Origin of the sequence: Pseudomonas lundensis (assembly GCF_001042985.1) — a bacterium.
Taxonomy (GTDB): domain Bacteria; phylum Pseudomonadota; class Gammaproteobacteria; order Pseudomonadales; family Pseudomonadaceae; genus Aquipseudomonas; species Aquipseudomonas lundensis.
The window spans coordinates 1-17,868 of the sequence record NZ_JYKY01000038.1 but is presented as its reverse complement, the minus strand read 5'-3'; the positions used below and the strand labels follow the sequence as shown (position 1 = coordinate 17,868).

Genomic DNA, 17,868 nt, shown 5'->3' with positions numbered 1-17,868 from the left:
CTCACCGATCCGTGGACTGTACGAGGGGAAGTGCGGGGTCATCGATTTGCACCTGTTCGCCCGCTCGGGCATGTTGCAGGCCTTCGATGACAATGCGGTCGCCGGCTTTCAGGCCACCGTTGACGATCCAGCGATCGTCCTGTGCGTTACCCAACTGCACGGGTTGTTGCTTGATGCGATTGTCCGCTTCCACCAGCAGCACCTGCGCCACTCCGGCGCTGTCACGCAAGATGGCGCGCTGCGGCACGCTGATGCCTTGTTGGTTAAAGGCCTGCTCCAGGCGCACGCGCACAAAGCTGCCGGGCAACAGGTCGTTATCCGGGTTCGGAAACTCGCTGCGCAAAATCACCTGCCCCGTGCTGGGATCTACATTGACGTCGGTGAACAGCAATTTGCCCGGCAACGGGTACAGGCTGCCGTTATCGCGGATCAGGGTTGCGCGGGCCTGATTGCTGCCGACTTGCTGCAATTCGCCAGCGCGGAAAGACGCACGCAGGTTGTCCAGGTCACGGGTGGATTGGGTCAGGTCAACGTGCACCGGGTCGAGTTGCTGAATGCGGGCCAAAGGCGTGACTTCACCCTGACCGACCAACGCCCCTTCCGTGACCAGTGCGCGGCCGATGCGGCCGGAAATCGGCGCGGTCACGGTCGCATAGCCCAGGTTCAAGCGGGCACGCTGCACCGCTGCCTTATTGGCCGCGACATCGGCTTGCGCCTGCTGCGCCTGCGCGCGGGCGTTGTCGTATTCCTGAGCGCTGATGGCGTTGCTGTCGATCAGCGCGGCATATCGCTCACTTTGCAGCCTGGCTTGCAAGGCCAGCGCTTCGGATTTGCGCAGGGCGGCCAGTGCGCTGTCCAGATCGGCTTTGAAAGGCGCGGGGTCAATCAGGAACAAGACATCGCCCTGTTTGACCTCGCTGCCTTCTTCATACACACGCTTGAGAACAACGCCGGCCACCCGGGCGCGCACCTCGGCCACGCGCGGGGCCACGATGCGTCCGCTCAATTCGTTATTGATTGACAGCGGGGCGGTGGCGATGACTTCGGTTCGCACCTTGACCAGGGGCGTTTTCTCTTCAGCGTCGGGGGTCTTGCCACACCCCGCGAGGGCCAGTGCCAGCGCTGAAAGGCATAGCGGGGCAAAGAGCTTTTTCAATGAGCGTGCCTTCTTATAAATGCAGGATAGTTCTGTAAGTGCTTGCGCATGCTAAGTGCAGCACGCAAGAGGCGTTGTGAAGCTGTGTAGGAGGTGTGTGAAAAAGTGTGAAGGTTATGCTCCTATCCGTGTGAGGTTGTATATCCTTTGGCTTTCCCCGAGTTGTAAGCATTTATTATGCCCACTATTTTGCTGGTCGAAGACGACGCCGCGCTCTCGGAGCTGATTGCCAGTTACCTGGAACGCAATGGCTACGAGGTCAGCGTGATTGCCCGTGGCGACCTGGTGCGTGATCGAGCCAAAAGCAATCCCCCCGACCTGGTGATTCTTGACCTGATGTTGCCAGGCCTTGATGGCCTGCAAGTCTGCCGCTTGTTGCGCGCTGATTCGGCCAGCCTGCCGATCCTGATGTTGACGGCCCGCGACGATAGTCATGATCAGGTGCTGGGGCTAGAGATGGGCGCCGACGATTATGTGACAAAACCTTGCGAGCCGCGGGTATTACTGGCTCGCGTGCGCACGTTACTGCGGCGCAGCAGCCTGATCGAGCCGCACGTGGCCAATGACCGGATCGTCATTGGCAACTTGTGCATTGACCTGTCAGAACGCAGCGTCACTTGGCGCGAGCAAGACATTGAGCTGTCCAGCGGTGAATACAACCTGTTGGTGGTACTGGCCCGGCATGCCGGAGAAGTGCTCAGCCGCGACCAGATCCTCCAGCGTTTGCGCGGCATCGAGTTCAATGGCACCGACCGCTCGGTGGACGTGGCCATTTCCAAGTTGCGGCGCAAATTCGACGACTGCGCGGGGGAAGCGCGCAAGATCAAAACCGTGTGGGGCAAGGGCTACCTGTTCAGCCGTTCCGAGTGGGAATGTTGAAACCATGTTCAAGGTCCTGCTCAGGCTGTATCTGGTCACCATGGTCACGTTCGGCGCCGCCATTTACCTGGTGCCCGAGTTGATCGTCACGCTGTTTCATGATCGGTTCATGAATTACAACGTCGACATGTCGCGCGGTATGCAAACCCTGCTGGTCAAACAATTTCATCAATTACCCGCCGAACAATGGCCCGCGCTGGCCAAAGAGCTGGACAGCCAGTTCGCGCCACTGCGGGTCAATCTGTTGTCAGTCAATGACCCCGCCTTCGATGCCGATGAACAGCGCCAATTGCAGCAAGGGCAGGGCGTGTTGCGCATTGGCGAATGGGGCTGGCGTACGCGGGTGGTGTCGCCTCTGGGCCGGCAGCAGGCGATTGAATTGGTGATGCCCCCCGATCCCTTCGACATGAACGTGTTGTATTGGAGCATCAACGTGCTGATCGGCGCGGCGTTGCTCGGCTGTTTACTGCTGTGGCTGCGTCCTCACTGGCGCGACCTGGAACGCCTCAAACGCACGGCGGCCCTGATTGGTCAGGGGCAATTGAGCGAGCGCACCCAGATCTCCCCCCGGTCAAACATTCACGGGCTGGCCAGCGCGTTTGACACCATGGCCCAGGACATCGAAAGCCTGCTCAACCAGCAACGCGACCTGCTCAACGCGGTTTCCCACGAACTGCGCACACCCTTGACGCGGCTGGATTTCGGTCTGGCGCTGGTGTTGTGCGACGATCTGCCGCCCGCCAGCCGCGAGCGCTTGCAGCTGTTGGTCGGGCATATTCGCGAGCTGGATGAACTGGTGCTGGAGCTGCTGTCGTTCAGCCGCCTGCAAAACCCGGCGCTGGTGCCGGAACGCGTCGAGGTGTCGCTCGATGAGTTTGTGGACAGCATTCTCGGCAGCTTCGACGAAGCACTGGAAACCCCCGACATCGTACTGGACGTGCTGCTGCACGGCTCTCAGGAGCGCTTTGCGCTGGACCCGCGGCTGACCGCACGCGCGTTGCAGAACTTGCTACGCAACGCCATGCGCTACTGCGACAGGCGTATTCAGGTGGGGGTGAATGTCACTGCGCAAGGCTGTGAATTGTGGGTGGACGATGATGGCATCGGCATTCCTGAAGCGGACCGCGAGCGCGTGTTTGAGCCGTTTTATCGACTGGACCGCAGCCGTGACCGCGCCACAGGAGGCTTCGGTCTGGGGCTGGCGATCAGTCGCCGTGCCCTTGAAGCCCAAGGCGGAACACTGAGCAGCGAAGCGTCCCCCTTGGGCGGTGCGCGTTTTCGGTTGTGGTTGCCGGTGTAAGTCAGATCAAGCGTCGCTGTCGGCTCACGTGCTTGACACCCTCAAGCACCAGCACGGCCACCGCCAGCCAGATCGGGCCGTAAGTCAGCCATTGACCCGCCTCAAGGCTGTCACCGAGCAGCAGGGCGACAGCCACCAGCAACACCGGCTCGACATAGCTGAGCAACCCGAACAGGCTGAAGGGCAGCAACCGGCTGGCCAATATGTAAGCGAAGCCCGCCGCTGCACTGATGATGCCCATCAGTGGCACAAGCGCGTAGAGCGCTGGCCGTTGCGCGTCCAGATCGACATGCTCGCCGGCCAGCAGAAACCACAGCGCCACGGGCACCATCAACAGCATGTCCAGCCATAAGCCGCCCAAGTTATCGATGCCAATTTTCTTACGCAACACGAAGTACATCGGATAGCCGATGGCCACTACCAGCGTGGTCCAGGAAAACCCGCCGGTGCGGTACAGCTCATTAGCCACCCCCAGCACTGCCAGTCCGGTGGCGATTTTTTGGAGGTGGGAGAGGTGTTCACCGTAGACGATGCGCCCTGTCAGGATCATGGTCAGCGGTAACAAGAAATACCCCAGCGATACATCCAGCCCATGGCCATTCAACGGCCCCCACATGAACATCCAGAGCTGAACCCCCACCAGAAAACTGGTGAGCGCAACACAGGGAATCAAAGCGGGGCGGGCGCGCAAACGCTCAAAGATGAGCGGGACCCATTTCCAGTCGCCGCTCAGGCAAATAAACAGGGTCATGAAGGGCAGCGAAATCAGGATCCGCCAGCCGAAGATTTCTTGACCGTCCAGCGGTCGCAGAAGGGATGTGAAGTAGTACAGAACGCCAAACAAACATGAAGCCAGAATCGATAAAACAATACCTTTGGACACAACAACCTCGATGAATCTACTGCGTTACTCGTATGAGTGGGCACGTAGCTTGAGGCCGTGGAACACCCGTGGCAAATGCCTTTTAAACCAATAAGTTGGCTAGAAAAGTTAGCCAACTGGTTGATTCGTGTAACAAGTAAGCAAATACTGGGCCAAACCCGTTTAAAACACGCGTTCGTGTTGTCGATAAAAAAGATTAACGGTAGGCGCCGGTGAGCCTCCGATGGGGCCTGAAAGCTGTCATGAGCTGACAATTCAGCTCATGAGCTGCGCCTTACACGGATTTACGCTGACGCACCATATGCTTGAACCCTTCAAAAACCAGCACCATCACCGCCAGCCAGATCGGCAAATAAGTCAGCCATTGCCCGGCGCTGATGCTCTCGCCCAGCAGCAACGCCACGCACACCAACAACACCGGCTCAACGTAGCTAAGCAGGCCGAACAGGCTGAAGGCCAGCATCCGGCTGGCCATGATGTAGCTGATCAAGGCCAGGGCGCTGATCAACCCCAGTAGCGGGATCAGCGTGTACAGGGCCTCGCGCTGGCTGGCCACATCGAAACCGTGCTCGCCTGTTTGCACGAACAAAAACGCCGCTGGCATCAACAACAGCATGTCCATCCACAGGCCGCCCAGGTTGTCGGTGCCGATCCGCTTGCGCAGCACGAAATACAACGGGTAGCCGATGGCAACCACCAAGGTGGTCCAGGAAAACCCGCCCACCCGGTACACCTCGTTGGCAACCCCGAACGTCGCGAGCGCGGCGGCAATTTTTTGCAGATGAGAAAGGTGTTCGCCGTACACCACACGGCCGGTGAGGATCATGGTCAGCGGCAGCAAAAAGTACCCCAGAGACACGTCCAGGCTGTGCCCGTTGAGGGGCGCCCACAAAAACAGCCACAGTTGCAGGCCCACCAGCGCACTGGAGGCCAACAGTGCAATCCACAGCCGGGGGTGTTGCCGCAGGCGGGTGACGATCGTCGGCACCAGCCGCCAATCCCCCGAAAAGCACATGAACAGGGTCATGCAGGGCAGGGTCAGGAGCATCCGCCAGCCGAAGATTTCGGCGCCGCTCAATGGGTAGAGCAGGGATGTGTAGTAATACATGACACCGAACAGGCTCGATGCCAGAACTGATAAAACAATACCTTTAGACACAACAGCCTCGTTGAAACGCGCATTTTGATTATTAGAAGCGCGTAGCTTGAGGCTCCAAGGGCTGTAGGGCAAATCTTGCTGAGCCGATAGCCTGCGCAGGGGGCAGCAAAACGCCCCCTGCGCAGCAAAATCGATGGCGTCAGGCGTGACGCATGCCGCGGGTCATGCGCAAGGCCAGCACACTGCCCCCGACAATCACCGCCGCCAACAGGTACAGCGCAGCGTCGGTCGAGCCCGTGGCGTCTTTGACAAAACCCACCAGATACGGGCTCAGGAACCCCGCCATTTGACCCATGGAGTTGATCAAGGCCAGGCCGCCAGCAGCCGCGCCTGCACTGAGCATGGCAGTGGGCACAGGCCAAAACATCGGCAGGCCGGTGAGGGCACCCATGGTGGCGATGGTCAGCCCCAAAATGGCAATGGCCGGTTGAGTGGCGAAGTTGACTGCAATCACCAGCCCCAGTGCGCCCATCAGCATGGGCACCACCAAATGCCAGCGCCGTTCTTTGCGCAAGTCGGCCGAACGGCCCACCAGCAACATGAACACGGCGGCCAGCAAGTAAGGAATCGCACTCAGCCAGCCAATCACCAGGGTGTCGCTGAAGCCCAGGTTTTTAATGATCGACGGCAGCCAGAAGTTGATCGCATACACGCCGCTCTGGATGCAGAAGTAGATCAGGCCAAAGGCCCAGATCGTCGGATTCTTGAACACCGCCAGCAGCGAGTCTGAGGCCGTGGACGGCTTGTTGGCGGCGTCCAGCTGGTGGTCAGCGTCGAGCACGGCGCGCTCGTGAGGCGTGAGCCACTTGGCATTGGCAAAACTGTCGCTGAGCAGGAAGATCGCCAGCCCACCCAACACGACAGTGGGGATACCTTGCAACAGGAACATCCACTGCCAACCGGCCAGTCCGCCCTGACCCGCAGCAAAGTGGCTGAGGATCCAGCCCGAGAATGGCCCGCCGATCAAGCCGGAAACCGGAATGGCAGACATGAACAGCGCCATGATCCGGCCACGACGGAACGTCGGGAACCATTGCGAGAGGTACAGCACAACGCCGGGGAAGAACCCGGCTTCGGCGGCACCGGTGAACAGGCGCAGGGTATAGAACTGGGTCGGTGTGGTGACAAACATCAGGCAGGTCGACAAGATGCCCCAAGTCATCATCATCACCGCGATCCAGCGCCGCGGGCCGAACCGGGTCAATGCCAGATTGCTGGGTACGCCACACAACACGTAACCAATGAAGAAAATCCCGGCACCCAGGCCGTACACGGTTTCGCTGAACTTCAGCGCGTCGAGCATTTGTAATTTGGCGAAGCCAACGTTTACCCGGTCGAGGTAATTGAACAGATAGCAGATAAAAATGAAGGGGATCAAACGCAGGGTGATGCGTTTGTAGATGGCGTTTTTATCGTCATCGCCGGTCAGCGAAGCGGGGGCGCTCTGTGACATCTCTTGTCTCTCTTTATTATGTTTTTTTGCGATCCGAGGTTAACGTTGGTCGCTGCGTGAGTCTCGGTCACCCAAACGTTGCTGTCTTTGTGCTGCCGCACAGCGTTTTCTCGCTGGGGCTGTGCGCACGAACAAATGTTTCCAAGGATTGTCACCCTATGTTCGAACTGGATCATGATTTGGCGCAGGACATCGTGGATCGCGCGATGGCCATCTTGCCGTACAACGTTAACGTGATGGACAGCCAGGGGCTGATCCTTGGCAGCGGCGAACCCGAGCGTATCAACACCCGCCATGAGGGCGCGCAACTGGTGCTGGCCAACGGACGGGTGGTGGAAATCGATGCGCAAACCGCCAAATGCCTGAAAGGCGTGCAGCCGGGCATCAATCTGCCCCTGTTGCTCGATCAGCGCCTGATCGGGGTGCTGGGGCTTACCGGGGAACCCGAGCAGTTGCGCACCTACGCCGAACTGGTGCGCATGACGGCCGAAATGCTGGTAGGCCAACGCCATCAGCAGGCCGAACAGCAATGGCGGCGTCAACGCTGCGACGACCTGGTGGCGCTGTTGTTGAGTGAAAGCGGCGACTCACCGCGCCTGATCGACGAGGCTCAGCAACTGGGGCTCAAGCCGCAGCTGTCGCGCATTCCTTATTTGTTTGAACTGGGCAAGGGCCAGAGTGCCGAGGCCCTGAGCGTATGGTTGCAATCGCGCTACCCGGACAGTTGGTGTGTGTGCCCGGCCGACGCCTCGCTGCTGTGGTGCCGTCCGGCCACCACCACGCTGGACGACATGCGTCTGCTGGAGCGGCTCGATGGCCACGGCTGGAATGTGTTACGCATCGCCGCCGGCGGGCAAGCGGATGCGCTCAAAGGGCTGCGCCGGTGTTATCGCCGCGTGGGGGATTTACTGGCCTATGGCCGTGATGTGTTGCCCGACACCCGTCTACTGAGTCTCGACCGCTACCGGTTGCCGGTGATGCTGTGGCGACATCGCAATGACGATGCACTGGAAGAGCTGCTCAATCCGCTGCACAAGGTAGTGACCAAGGACAGCAACGGGCAATTGATCGCGACCCTGCGCAGTTGGTGCGAGCATGACGGTCAGAGCCAGGCGTGCGCCGATGCGCTGGGTATCCACCGCAACAGCTTGCGCTACCGGATGGAACGGATTGCCGAACTGAGCGGGGTGGACCCCCTGAGCCTGAACGGCATGCTGGCGTTGTACCTCGGGGTGCAACTGTTGCCCCACACGCACGGCGTGCAGGCACGGCCAGTGGCCTGAAACGCACGCCAAAAAAAAGCCCCGCGACCGAATGAACGCGGGGCTAAACGGTTGGATGCGACCAACCAAAGGAGCCGTTAAATCAGGTCAACATCAGTGCGCGCTGGCCACCGTTTCAGCTTGCCAGCCACCGCCCAGCGCTTTGTAGATCGCCACCACGCCGCGGTACAACTCGACTTCGGCTTGCGCCTGGCTGTCTTCAGCCGCCAGTCGTTCGCGCTGGGCATCGAGCAACACCAGAAAGTCCACCGTGCCTTCGCGGTAACGGATCGCCGCCAGGTCGGCAGCGGTGCGGCTTGACTCGCTCTGACGAATCAGCGACACCAACCGTTGCTGACGCTTGCCGTAATCACTGAACGCGTTTTGCGATTCTTCCAGTGCCAACAACACCTGCTGCTCGTAGCTGGCCAGTGCGCCCTCGGCTTGAGCATCCGCGCCACGCAAACGGGCGCGCACACTGCCCAAATCAAAGGCTGGCCAGGTGATGCTCGGGCCCAGTGCCCAGGCATTGGCGGCCGCTGAGCCGATCTGCGAACCACGGCCCGCGGTAAATCCCAGGAAGCCGCTGAGACTGACCCGTGGGAACAGGTCGGCCTTGGCCACGCCAATGCGCGCCGTCGCCGCCGCCAGCTTGCGTTCCGCACTGAGGATGTCCGGCCGACGCTGCAACAAATCGCCGGGGTTGCCGATGTTCAGGGCCTTGGCAATGGCCGGCAGTTTGGCCGGGCTTAAATCCACGCTCATCTGCTCCGGGCGTTCGCCCAGCAAGGTGGCAATCCGATTGCGTTCACGCACCTGTTGCGCCTGCAACTGCGGCACGCTGGCTTCAACGGCGGCCAGACGTGCGTCAGCGCGCATCACGTCCAGTTGATCGCCCACCCCCGCATCACGCAAGCTTTCAGTGATGGTTTTGGATTCCTGCTGGTTTTTCAGGTTGTCCAGAGCAATGCGCTCACGCAGTTGCGAACCGCGCAGCTCACCATAGGCGTCCACCAGCTCTGCGATCAGGGTCACTTGCAACTGATACAAATCCGCAGCGGCGACTTGTTCGTCTGCGTCGCTGGCTTCCAGTTGACGCTGGATACGGCCAAACAGGTCGAGTTCCCACGCCATGTCCAGCCCCAGGTCGTAGCGCTCGCTGTTGACGCGTTGATCGGTCTGCCCCGGAATCTGCCCCTTGCCCAGATCGCTGCTGGCGCGGCTGGTAATGGTCGGCATCGCGTCATTGCTGACGTCATCGCGGATGGCCCGTGCAGCCCGCAGACGGGCAAACGCCACCCGCAGCTCGCGGTTGCCTGCCAGCGACTGCGTCACCAACTGGTTGAGGGTCGGGTCGTCGAACTGTTGCCACCAGATCCCTTCAAAATGCGCACGGTCGAAGCCCTTGAGGTACTCGGCGCTGATCTGCGCAGGCTCGGTCTTGGGCGTGTGATAGTCCGGCCCCACGGCGCACGCGCTTAACGCCAGCACCAACAGGCTCGGAAGAAATAGGTTGCGGCTCATTGTTGGGACTCCAGCTTCATGTGCCGGGCGGCTTTGCGCGCTTGACTGCGCTCCACGTAGCGGCGGATCAACACGTAGAACACCGGGGTCAGGAGCAAGCCGAAGAAGGTCACGCCCAGCATCCCGGAGAACACCGCGACGCCCATGGCATGGCGCATTTCCGCACCCGCGCCGCTCGACAGCACCAAGGGCACCACGCCCATGATGAACGCGAACGAGGTCATCAGAATCGGCCGCAGACGCAGGCGGCAGGCTTCCAGTACCGCCGCCAGCGGGTCGAGGCCTTCTTCCTGTTTGTCCTTGGCGAACTCGACAATCAGAATCGCGTTTTTGCACGCCAGTCCGACCAGTACGATCAAGCCGATCTGGGTAAAGATGTTGTTGTCACCGCCGGACATAATCACCCCGGTAATCGCCGACAGCAGGGTCATGGGCACGATCAGGATCACCGCCAGCGGCAGGCTCCAGCTTTCGTACTGCGCGGCGAGTACCAAAAACGCCAGCAGTACGCAGAGCGGGAATACAAACAACGCAGTATTGCCTGACAGAATTTGCTGATAAGTCAGCTCGGTCCACTCGTAGGTCATGCCATTAGGCAGTTCTTCCTTGAGCAATTTTTCAATCGCGGCTTCAGCCTGACCCGAGCTGTAGCCCGGTGCTGCTGCGCCGTTGATCTCGGCGGTGACAAAACCGTTGTAATGCATCACCCGGTCGGGACCGGCGGTGTCGCTGACCTTGATAAAGGTCGCCAGCGGGATCATGTCGCCCTTGTTATTACGCACTTTCAACTGACCGATCTGCTCAGGTGCCAGGCGGAACTGCTGCTCAGCCTGCACGTTGACTTGATAAGTACGGCCAAAGCGGTTGAAGTCGTTGGCATACAGCGAACCCAGATAGATCTGTAGCGTGTCGAAGATGTCACTGATGGCCACACCGTGAGTCTTGGCTTTTTCGCGGTCGATGGCGGCGTCCACTTGCGGCACGTTCACTTGATAACTGGTGAACAAACCCGCCAGTTCAGGCACGTTCTGGCTCTTGGTGATCATGTTCTGCACTTCTTTGTACAGCTCGTCATAGCCCAGGTTGCCGCGGTCTTCGACTTGCAGGCGGAAACCGCCAATGGTGCCCAGCCCCTGCACTGGCGGCGGCGGGAAGATTGCGATGTAGGCATCCTGAATGTCAGCGAATTGCGCATTCAAGGCTGCGGCAATCGCTGCTGCCGACTGGCTCGGGTCCTTGCGCTCATCAAAGGGCTTGAGCGGGGTGAACACGATGCCGCTGTTGGGGCTGTTGGTGAAGCCGTTGATCGACAGGCCCGGGAATGCCACGGAGTTCGCCACGCCGGGTTGCTTGAGGGCGATTTCGGACATGCGCTTGATCACCGCTTCCGTGCGATCCAGGCTTGCGGCATCCGGCAGTTGCGCAAAAGCCACCAGGTACTGTTTGTCTTGCGGGGGAACGAAACCGGTCGGCGTGTGAGCAAAACCGACCCACGTCAGCACCATCAAGCCTGCATACAGCAACATCGCGATACCGCTGCCACGGATGATCCGGCGTACCGCCCCGACATAACCATGACTGGCCTTGACGAAGAAGCGGTTGAATGGACCAAACAGCCAGCCGCCGAACAGGCGATCGAGCAGGTGGGTAAAACGGTCTTTTGGCGCATGATGGCCTTTGAGGAGCACCGCGGCCAGCGCCGGAGACAGGGTCAGCGAGTTGAATGCCGAGATCACCGTGGAGATGGCGATGGTCAGCGCGAATTGTTTATAGAACTGGCCGGTCAGGCCAGAAATAAAGGCGGCGGGCACAAACACGGCGCACAGCACCAACGCCGTGGCGATGATCGGGCCGGTCACTTCGCGCATCGCACGCTTGGTGGCGTCGACCGGATTAAGCCCCAGCTCGATGTTACGTTCGACGTTTTCCACCACCACGATCGCGTCGTCGACCACGATACCGATGGCCAACACCAACCCGAACAGCGACAACGCGTTGAGCGAGAAGCCGAACAGGTGCATCACGGCAAAGGTGCCGATCAACGAAACAGGCACGGCCACCAGCGGGATGATCGAGGCGCGCCAGGTCTGCAGGAACAGAATGACCACCAGCACCACGAGGATCAGGGCTTCGAACAGGGTGTGAACCACGGCCTCGATGGAGCCGCGCACAAAGATGGTCGGGTCGTAGACGATGTCGAAGTCCATGCCTTCGGGGAAGCTCTGCTTGAGCTCGGCCATCTTCGCCCGCACGTCGTTCGAAATATCAATGGCGTTGGAGCCCGGCCGCTGGAAGATCGGCAGCGCCACTGCGGGCTGGTTGTTGAGCAACGAACGCAAGGCATATTGACTGGAGCCCAGCTCCACCCGGGCGATGTCTTTGAGGCGGGTGATCTGACCATCGTCACCGGAGCGAATGATGATGTTCTGGAATTCTTCTTCAGTGACCAGCCGTCCCTGGGTGTTGACCGACAACTGAAAGCTGGTGGCATTCGGGGCAGGGGGCGCGCCCAAGGCACCGGCCGCGACCTGACGGTTCTGTTCGCGAATGGCGGTGACCACATCGGTCGCGGTCAGATTGCGTGACGCGGTTTTGTTCGGGTCCAGCCAGACACGCAGCGAGTAATCGCCCATGCCGAACATTTGCACGTCGCCAATACCATTGAGGCGCGCCAGTTCGTCCTTGATGTTAAGGATGGCGTAGTTGGACAGGTACAGCATGTCGTAGCGCTGATCCGGCGAGGTCAAATGCACCACCATCGTCAAGTCAGGCGAGGCCTTGTCGACAGTAATACCAATGCGCGTGACTTCTTCGGGCAACTTGGGCTGGGTGCGGGTCACACGGTTTTGCACCTGCACCTGCGCGTTGTCCAGGTCAGTGCCCAGCGCGAAGGTAATGGTCAGCGTGATTTTGCCGTCGGCCGTGGACTGGGAAGACATGTACAACATGTTTTCCACGCCGGTGATGGCCTGTTCCAGCGGCGCAGCCACGGTTTCACCGATCACTTTCGGGTTGGCACCCGGGAAGTTGGCGTGCACGACAACCGTAGGCGGCACGACTTCGGGGTATTCACTGATCGGCAACTGGAACAGCGAAATGCCGCCCGCAATCAGGATCAGCAGGGAAAGCACAGCGGCGAAAATCGGCCGCTGAATGAAAAACTGGGAAAAATTCATCGGAGTTATCGTCCCTTAACCACGAGGAGTCGCGACACCGGCCAGCTTTGGCGCGCCGTTGGCGGGCTTGACTGGGGGCAGGTTGCTGGCTTCCAGGGCTTGTCGTTGAAGTGCCAGTGCGGCGAGGGTTTGTTCGGTGGCCATCGGGATCATTTCAGGGGTGACCGGCGAGCCGGGACGCACCCGCTGCAACCCTTTGACGACGATGGTGTCGTCCTTGTGCAGGCCGTTACGCACGATGCGCAACCCTTCGATTTTCGGGCCCAGCTCCACAGCGCGGTAGATCGACTTGTTATCGCCATCCACGACCAGCACGAACTTCTTGCCCAAGTCAGTGCCGACCGCTTCGTCGTTGATCAGCACGGCCGAGTAGGTACCGCTGCCCACCAGCTTCAGGCGCGCGTACAGCCCCGGCGTGAAGCTGCCGTCGGCGTTGTCGAACACCGCACGACCACGGATGGTGCCGGTTTTGGGGTTGACCTGGTTGTCGACGAAGTTCATGTGGCCCAAGTGCGGGTTGCCGTCCTCATTGGACAGGCCCAGGTACACCGGCGTGGTCTGGCCGCGCTGGCCTTGGCGGGCCAGTTGGGTGTACTTGAGGAATACGCGCTCATCGGCATCAAAGTAGGCGTACACCTTGTCGGTAGAAACCACGCTGGTCAGCGGCGTGACATCCGCTGTCACGATATTGCCCGCCGTGATTTGCGCGCGGCTCACACGCCCGCTTATCGGGGAGGTGACGCGGGTAAAGCTCAGGTTCAGCTTGGCCAGGTCCAGCTCGGCCTGCACAGCCGCGACGGCGGCGCGCGCTTGCTGTGACGCGGAGCTGCGCGAATCTGCCAGCTCTGCGGAAATGGCATTGCTTTGGCGCAGGCGTTCGCCGCGCTGGGCTTCATTTTCGCTGCGGGTGGCGTTGGCGCGGGCTTGTTGGAGCTGGGCTTCGAGGCGGCGAACATGTGCCTGAAACGGACGCGGGTCGATCTGGAACAGGACGTCGCCTTTCTTCACCAACGCACCTTCGGTGAAGGCGACCTGATCGATCTGGCCTGACACGCGAGGGCGAATCTCGACCGTTTCCTGCGCCTCAAGACGACCGGTGAACTCGTCCCATTCATTAACGGGTTGCTCAAGCACCTTGGCCACACTGACTTTCGCAGCGGGCGCGGGGGCAGTCGCTTGAGGGGTTTTGCCGCATGCACTCATCACCACGATGGCCAAAGCGGCCAGTGGGAAGCGCAAATGTTTAAGTGACCGTTCCATGAGGGGGAGTCCGCCAATCTGTTGAGATGGGACGGATAATGCTGGCGCATGTGCTGGCGCACGAATCGAACCCAGCGAAGGTCATTATCATCCGGAATGATATAAACCCGAGCCAAGCCCTCTAGCCTGCGCTTTTTGTTAGGGGGCTATCAATTAAATTTTCTGTCATGGCTGGGGTTGGCGGAGCATTGCAACCGAACACCCCTGTCAGCACCTTCTTGAGCCAGGGAACGGCAGAGCCATGCCCGACTCTGCGGGTTTTATCGAAATTCGCGCGCCCCAACCGCCTTGTTTGACGCAAAGACTTATGAGAAGAAGACGTCGCCCTGGCACTCTTTCTTGAAACCGCCAATAAAAGTCCAAGACTCAATACAGTTCAAATAACAAGGGTGCGAGTACGGAAACTGTAACTATTTGAGTGCGTTCATTCGATCTAACGTGCGCAGGTATTGTTCACCTGACATTGAAACAGTCGGGAGCAATCCACAATAGCCACTAATCTGACAGCAACTTGAAACATACAGCACTATTTTGAATTACCCCGTAAATCTTGGGCGAATGAAATTTAATATCCCTCGACTGCACACTGTCGCCGCTTTGGGTTGCACCGGCATCACTCGAATTCACTATGAATAACTCGCGCACGTCGTGACTGACTGCGTATTTCACTGGCAATGCCGTAAGGTTTTAATGATTTATGAAAGCACTGAGTTTGGTGGGCGCGAACACAATAGGGCTGATTGAATATTCGTTGACGCATACCTTACCCGCCGATGGTGTTGAAATCGACATCGTCATGTCCGGTATTTGCGGAACTGATCTGGCCGTTTTAGCAGGCAGAGAAGAAGGGCAAACAGGTAGTGTTCGCGGTCATGAAGCGGTCGGAATCATTGTCAGGGTAGGTGAGGGTGTTAAAACACTGCGTCCAGGCATGCGCGTAGTGATAGATCCCAATGAATATTGCGGCAGTTGCTCCCCTTGTATCAGCGCTCAAACCCATTTGTGCACCGGTGGCGCTCAGCAGGGGCTCGATATTGCCGGGGTGAATAAGCACGGTACGTTTGCCAATCGCTTTATCACCCGCGAACGGTTTGTCCATTGCCTGCCCGACGACATGACGTGGGAGACAGGTGTATTGATTGAACCGGTCGCCTGTATTTTGAACAACATTGATCAGGCCGCGATCAAGCCGGGGGAGCGCGTTTTGTTACTGGGTTCTGGCCCTATGAGCCTGGTGGCGCAGTTGCTGCTTCGTGCCATGGGGGTTGAGACAGTTGCGACAGACCTGAACACTTTCCGTGTCGCGTTTGCCAGCGCATTGGGACTAACGGTCATTCACCCTCAATCCCTTGAATTAAATAGGCCAGAGCACGAGAAATTTGATGCCGTGATAGACACGGTCGGCAATCAGCTTGACGCAGCCGCTCAGGTTGTCCGCCGCGCAGGCAGAATCCTGTTGTTTGGGTTTAACGGTAATTATCAATTCTCGCTGCCGGTTAAGCACTTTCTTGTGAATGCCATCAGCGTTATAGCTGCTGGCGAATACAACCAGCATTTTCCCCGAGCGATTCGGTTAGCTCATAAACTTCCAGAGCTGGGGAAGCTGGTCACCCATCGCTATTCACTGGAGGCGTATTCAATAGCGTTTGACGCGCTGTTAAATGACCCTTCTGCACCCATGGTGAAATGCGTATTCACCCCGAATCCAGACTACTTGTAATACTCAGCCGTCATTCACTTAAAGGACTTATGATGAAAGTTACTGTATTTAGCCAAGTTTCAATTGATGGAAAACTCACACTCGGCAGTCAAGCATCAAGCAAACCCTTGTTTAAGCACTTCGACGATGAAGACATGCGCTTCATTCATAAGTTTCGAGGCGAGGTGGATGCCATCATGGTGGGGCGCAACACCATTGTGACGGATGACCCTCAGTTAAATAACCGCTTTGGCAGTGGTCGTCATCCCATCCGAATCATTCCAACCGCCTCACTGGACTTCTCCTTATCGTCTAAAGTCTTAAGCTCTCCTGAACACACGATTATTGTGACGATTGAACAGGCGCGTGATCACGCGATGGTTGATCAGATCCGCGCGCAAGGGAAAGAAGTCATATTTTCCGGTGTTGACCGCGTTGATTTCAAACAGCTCTTCCCTCTGTTGGAAGCGCGAGGCATCAAACACATCATGGTTGAAGGCGGCGGCCATCTGAATTGGCAAGTGTTCAATCTAGATTTGGTCGATGAAATCATGCTTATGCAACTGCCGATCATTATTGGTGGTTCAGAGACAACCACCCTCACTGACGGCGAGGGCTATCAAGATATTGACATGACCAACGCGTTCAAACTTCACGCATTTGAAGCGCGTACGCACTATAACTTCCTCCACTTCAAGCGCGAAAATGAACTGTGCAGTGCGCACTGATGCGGAACGTTCAAGCCGTTATTTTTGATATGGACGGGGTACTGATCGACAGTGAGCCGTTGTACATGGAACAGGAACAGCGCTCTTATGCGCGTTATGGCGTTACGCTGGACCCAACCGAACTGTCAAAGTTTGTCGGTACCACGCAACGTTATATGTGGAGTGTCATCAAGCAGGATTACGCACTGACAGAATCCCTTGAGGTGTTGATGGCTCAACATCATGCGCAATTGTTGAGCCGTCTGGCCAAGGAACCGTTGTTGGCTATGCCGGGGGTGTCAGCACTTCTAACCCTGTTAAACAATGCCGGCATACCGTGCGCTGTGGCGTCTTCTTCACCCCGAGAACTGGTTGACATTATTTTGCGTAAAACGCAATTGCTCACGTTCTTCAAGACGGTGGTGTGTGGCGATGATGTCACGCACAGCAAACCTGATCCCGACATATTCCTGCTGGCCGCAAAGCGGCTTGGCATAGCGCCTGAGCAATGCCTGGTGATTGAAGACTCGCATCACGGTGTGACCGCTGCCAAGGCAGCGGCAATGCGGTGTGTGGGTTATCAGAATCCTAACTCAGGGCAGCAAAACCTAAGCGCGACAGACATTCGTGTTGAACACCATGATCAAATTAAACAATGGATGTGTGGGCAATAATTAATGAAGCATTTTGATATTTCAGCATTGAAATGGATAAACAAACCGGCTCAATTTTCACTTTCCGACAGTGAAATAGTCATTCACACCTCACCGGACACCGATTTTTGGCGGGGTACGTATTACGGTTTGGAATACAACAATGCACCCGGCATTGTACTGGCCAGTGATGAGCCGTTCTGGACGTTAAAAGCCAAGGTGGCCTTTACCTCGACAACCTACTTTGATCAGTGCGGCCTGTTTATCTATCAGGACGAAAACAACTGGATGAAAAGTGGCATTGAGTACCAGAGTAATGGCTACCAGCAGCTGTTCTCTGTGGTGACGAATAACGGCTTCTCGGATTGGTCCATGGCCAACTTTGATCGTGTGACGCAAACCATGCACTATCGTTTAAGCCGACGTGGCAGTGACTTTCTTCTCGAAAATTCAGTCGACGGTGTCGACTTCATGATGATGCGTATGTTTCACCTGTTCCATGCGCAGGAGAGTGTTCAATTCGGCTTTTTTGCCAGCAGCCCGGGGGACTCATCGTTTGCTGCACATTTCTCTCAGATCGAGTGGTCGGAGTGCTGTTGGAACGCGCACGGCTCCTCACGTTTTTAAACTCTAGTGTCCTGAGCGGTTAGTTCGACTATCCATCAAGGCGACGGTAAAGTGATGACCCAACGTCATGGACTGATTGTACAAATGGCCCGTCCCGCTGCTCCCTTTGCTTTAACGCCTTCCGACCTCG

General features: G+C 58.0%; 14 protein-coding genes. 7 read left to right on the top strand and 7 right to left on the bottom strand.

Annotated elements, in window-relative coordinates:
- Position 1 precedes the first annotated feature (1 nt).
- Positions 2 to 1,156 carry an efflux RND transporter periplasmic adaptor subunit gene (locus TU74_RS21180; protein WP_048377592.1) on the bottom strand — a complete coding sequence of 385 codons (1,155 nt, stop codon included), beginning with the start codon at positions 1,154 to 1,156 and terminating at the stop codon, positions 2 to 4.
- A gap of 177 nt (positions 1,157 to 1,333) precedes the next feature.
- Between TU74_RS21180 and TU74_RS21175 the strand changes: the two genes are divergently transcribed.
- Together TU74_RS21175 and TU74_RS21170 are read left to right on the top strand one after the other, a co-directional pair.
- On the top strand, positions 1,334 to 2,035 hold the full coding sequence (locus TU74_RS21175; protein WP_047276855.1) for a response regulator: 702 nt from the start codon (positions 1,334 to 1,336) through the stop codon (positions 2,033 to 2,035).
- Positions 2,036 to 2,039: 4 nt separating this feature from the next.
- On the top strand, positions 2,040 to 3,335 hold the full coding sequence (locus TU74_RS21170) for an ATP-binding protein (protein WP_047274656.1): 1,296 nt from the start codon (positions 2,040 to 2,042) through the stop codon (positions 3,333 to 3,335).
- A 1-nt stretch (position 3,336) separates the two neighbouring features.
- Here TU74_RS21170 and rarD (TU74_RS21165) read toward each other — a convergent pair whose 3' ends face one another.
- The 3 genes from rarD (TU74_RS21165) to TU74_RS21155 all read right to left on the bottom strand — a co-directional run bounded on the left by rarD (TU74_RS21165) (position 3,337) and on the right by TU74_RS21155 (position 6,830).
- Positions 3,337 to 4,218: an EamA family transporter RarD gene (rarD, locus tag TU74_RS21165; protein WP_048377591.1), complete on the bottom strand. Its 882-nt coding sequence runs from the start codon at positions 4,216 to 4,218 to the stop codon at positions 3,337 to 3,339.
- A gap of 274 nt (positions 4,219 to 4,492) precedes the next feature.
- Complete coding sequence (rarD, locus tag TU74_RS21160; RefSeq protein WP_047274654.1) at positions 4,493 to 5,377, bottom strand: EamA family transporter RarD; 885 nt, start codon at positions 5,375 to 5,377, stop codon at positions 4,493 to 4,495.
- A 139-nt stretch (positions 5,378 to 5,516) separates the two neighbouring features.
- Positions 5,517 to 6,830 carry an MFS transporter gene (locus tag TU74_RS21155; RefSeq protein WP_047282410.1) on the bottom strand — a complete coding sequence of 438 codons (1,314 nt, stop codon included), beginning with the start codon at positions 6,828 to 6,830 and terminating at the stop codon, positions 5,517 to 5,519.
- A 158-nt stretch (positions 6,831 to 6,988) separates the two neighbouring features.
- On the opposite strand from TU74_RS21155, the gene TU74_RS21150 reads away from it, so the two are divergent.
- Complete coding sequence (locus tag TU74_RS21150; protein ID WP_047282409.1) at positions 6,989 to 8,113, top strand: sugar diacid recognition domain-containing protein; 1,125 nt, start codon at positions 6,989 to 6,991, stop codon at positions 8,111 to 8,113.
- A 93-nt stretch (positions 8,114 to 8,206) separates the two neighbouring features.
- Here the strand turns inward: TU74_RS21150 and TU74_RS21145 are convergent, their stop codons facing one another.
- Genes TU74_RS21145 through mexE form a run of 3 tightly spaced genes read right to left on the bottom strand, consistent with a single transcriptional unit; the run spans position 8,207 to position 14,052 of the window.
- Positions 8,207 to 9,616: an efflux transporter outer membrane subunit gene (locus TU74_RS21145; protein ID WP_047282408.1), complete on the bottom strand. Its 1,410-nt coding sequence runs from the start codon at positions 9,614 to 9,616 to the stop codon at positions 8,207 to 8,209.
- Entirely contained in the window at positions 9,613 to 12,792 is a 3,180-nt protein-coding gene (locus tag TU74_RS21140) for an efflux RND transporter permease subunit (RefSeq protein WP_048377590.1), read from the bottom strand. The genes TU74_RS21145 and TU74_RS21140 overlap by 4 nt, the downstream gene beginning before the upstream one ends.
- 15 nt (positions 12,793 to 12,807) lie before the next feature.
- Positions 12,808 to 14,052, bottom strand: coding sequence for a multidrug efflux RND transporter periplasmic adaptor subunit MexE (gene mexE, locus TU74_RS21135; RefSeq protein ID WP_048377589.1), 1,245 nt, complete (start codon positions 14,050 to 14,052; stop codon positions 12,808 to 12,810).
- Positions 14,053 to 14,749: 697 nt separating this feature from the next.
- Here mexE and TU74_RS21130 point away from each other — a divergent pair.
- Genes TU74_RS21130 through TU74_RS21115 form a run of 4 tightly spaced genes read left to right on the top strand, consistent with a single transcriptional unit; the run spans position 14,750 to position 17,738 of the window.
- On the top strand, positions 14,750 to 15,772 hold the full coding sequence (locus TU74_RS21130; protein ID WP_053070069.1) for a zinc-dependent alcohol dehydrogenase: 1,023 nt from the start codon (positions 14,750 to 14,752) through the stop codon (positions 15,770 to 15,772).
- Positions 15,773 to 15,804: 32 nt separating this feature from the next.
- The gene (locus TU74_RS21125) at positions 15,805 to 16,479 is read left to right on the top strand and encodes a dihydrofolate reductase family protein (RefSeq protein ID WP_047274648.1); all 675 of its coding nucleotides are present in this window, start codon (positions 15,805 to 15,807) and stop codon (positions 16,477 to 16,479) included.
- Entirely contained in the window at positions 16,479 to 17,132 is a 654-nt protein-coding gene (locus TU74_RS21120; RefSeq protein ID WP_048377588.1) for an HAD family hydrolase, read from the top strand. Before TU74_RS21125 ends, TU74_RS21120 begins: the two co-directional genes overlap by 1 nt.
- Before the next feature lie 3 nt (positions 17,133 to 17,135).
- Positions 17,136 to 17,738 (top strand): DUF1349 domain-containing protein, encoded by a 603-nt coding sequence (locus TU74_RS21115; RefSeq protein ID WP_047274646.1) that lies wholly within the window; start codon positions 17,136 to 17,138, stop codon positions 17,736 to 17,738.
- The last annotated feature ends 130 nt before the right edge of the window (positions 17,739 to 17,868 follow it).

Excerpts from the sequence above, each read along its gene's own strand:
- mexE (WP_048377589.1), bottom strand. The coding sequence starts at position 14,052 with ATGGAACGGTCACTTAAACATTTGCGCTTCCCACTGGCCGCTTTGGCC.
- TU74_RS21150 (WP_047282409.1), top strand. The coding sequence starts at position 6,989 with ATGTTCGAACTGGATCATGATTTGGCGCAGGACATCGTGGATCGCGCG.
- TU74_RS21130 (WP_053070069.1), top strand. The coding sequence starts at position 14,750 with ATGAAAGCACTGAGTTTGGTGGGCGCGAACACAATAGGGCTGATTGAA.
- TU74_RS21140 (WP_048377590.1), bottom strand. The coding sequence starts at position 12,792 with ATGAATTTTTCCCAGTTTTTCATTCAGCGGCCGATTTTCGCCGCTGTG.
- TU74_RS21145 (WP_047282408.1), bottom strand. The coding sequence starts at position 9,616 with ATGAGCCGCAACCTATTTCTTCCGAGCCTGTTGGTGCTGGCGTTAAGC.
- TU74_RS21170 (WP_047274656.1), top strand. The coding sequence starts at position 2,040 with ATGTTCAAGGTCCTGCTCAGGCTGTATCTGGTCACCATGGTCACGTTC.
- TU74_RS21155 (WP_047282410.1), bottom strand. The coding sequence starts at position 6,830 with ATGTCACAGAGCGCCCCCGCTTCGCTGACCGGCGATGACGATAAAAAC.
- TU74_RS21120 (WP_048377588.1), top strand. The coding sequence starts at position 16,479 with ATGCGGAACGTTCAAGCCGTTATTTTTGATATGGACGGGGTACTGATC.
- TU74_RS21125 (WP_047274648.1), top strand. The coding sequence starts at position 15,805 with ATGAAAGTTACTGTATTTAGCCAAGTTTCAATTGATGGAAAACTCACA.
- TU74_RS21175 (WP_047276855.1), top strand. The coding sequence starts at position 1,334 with ATGCCCACTATTTTGCTGGTCGAAGACGACGCCGCGCTCTCGGAGCTG.
- TU74_RS21115 (WP_047274646.1), top strand. The coding sequence starts at position 17,136 with ATGAAGCATTTTGATATTTCAGCATTGAAATGGATAAACAAACCGGCT.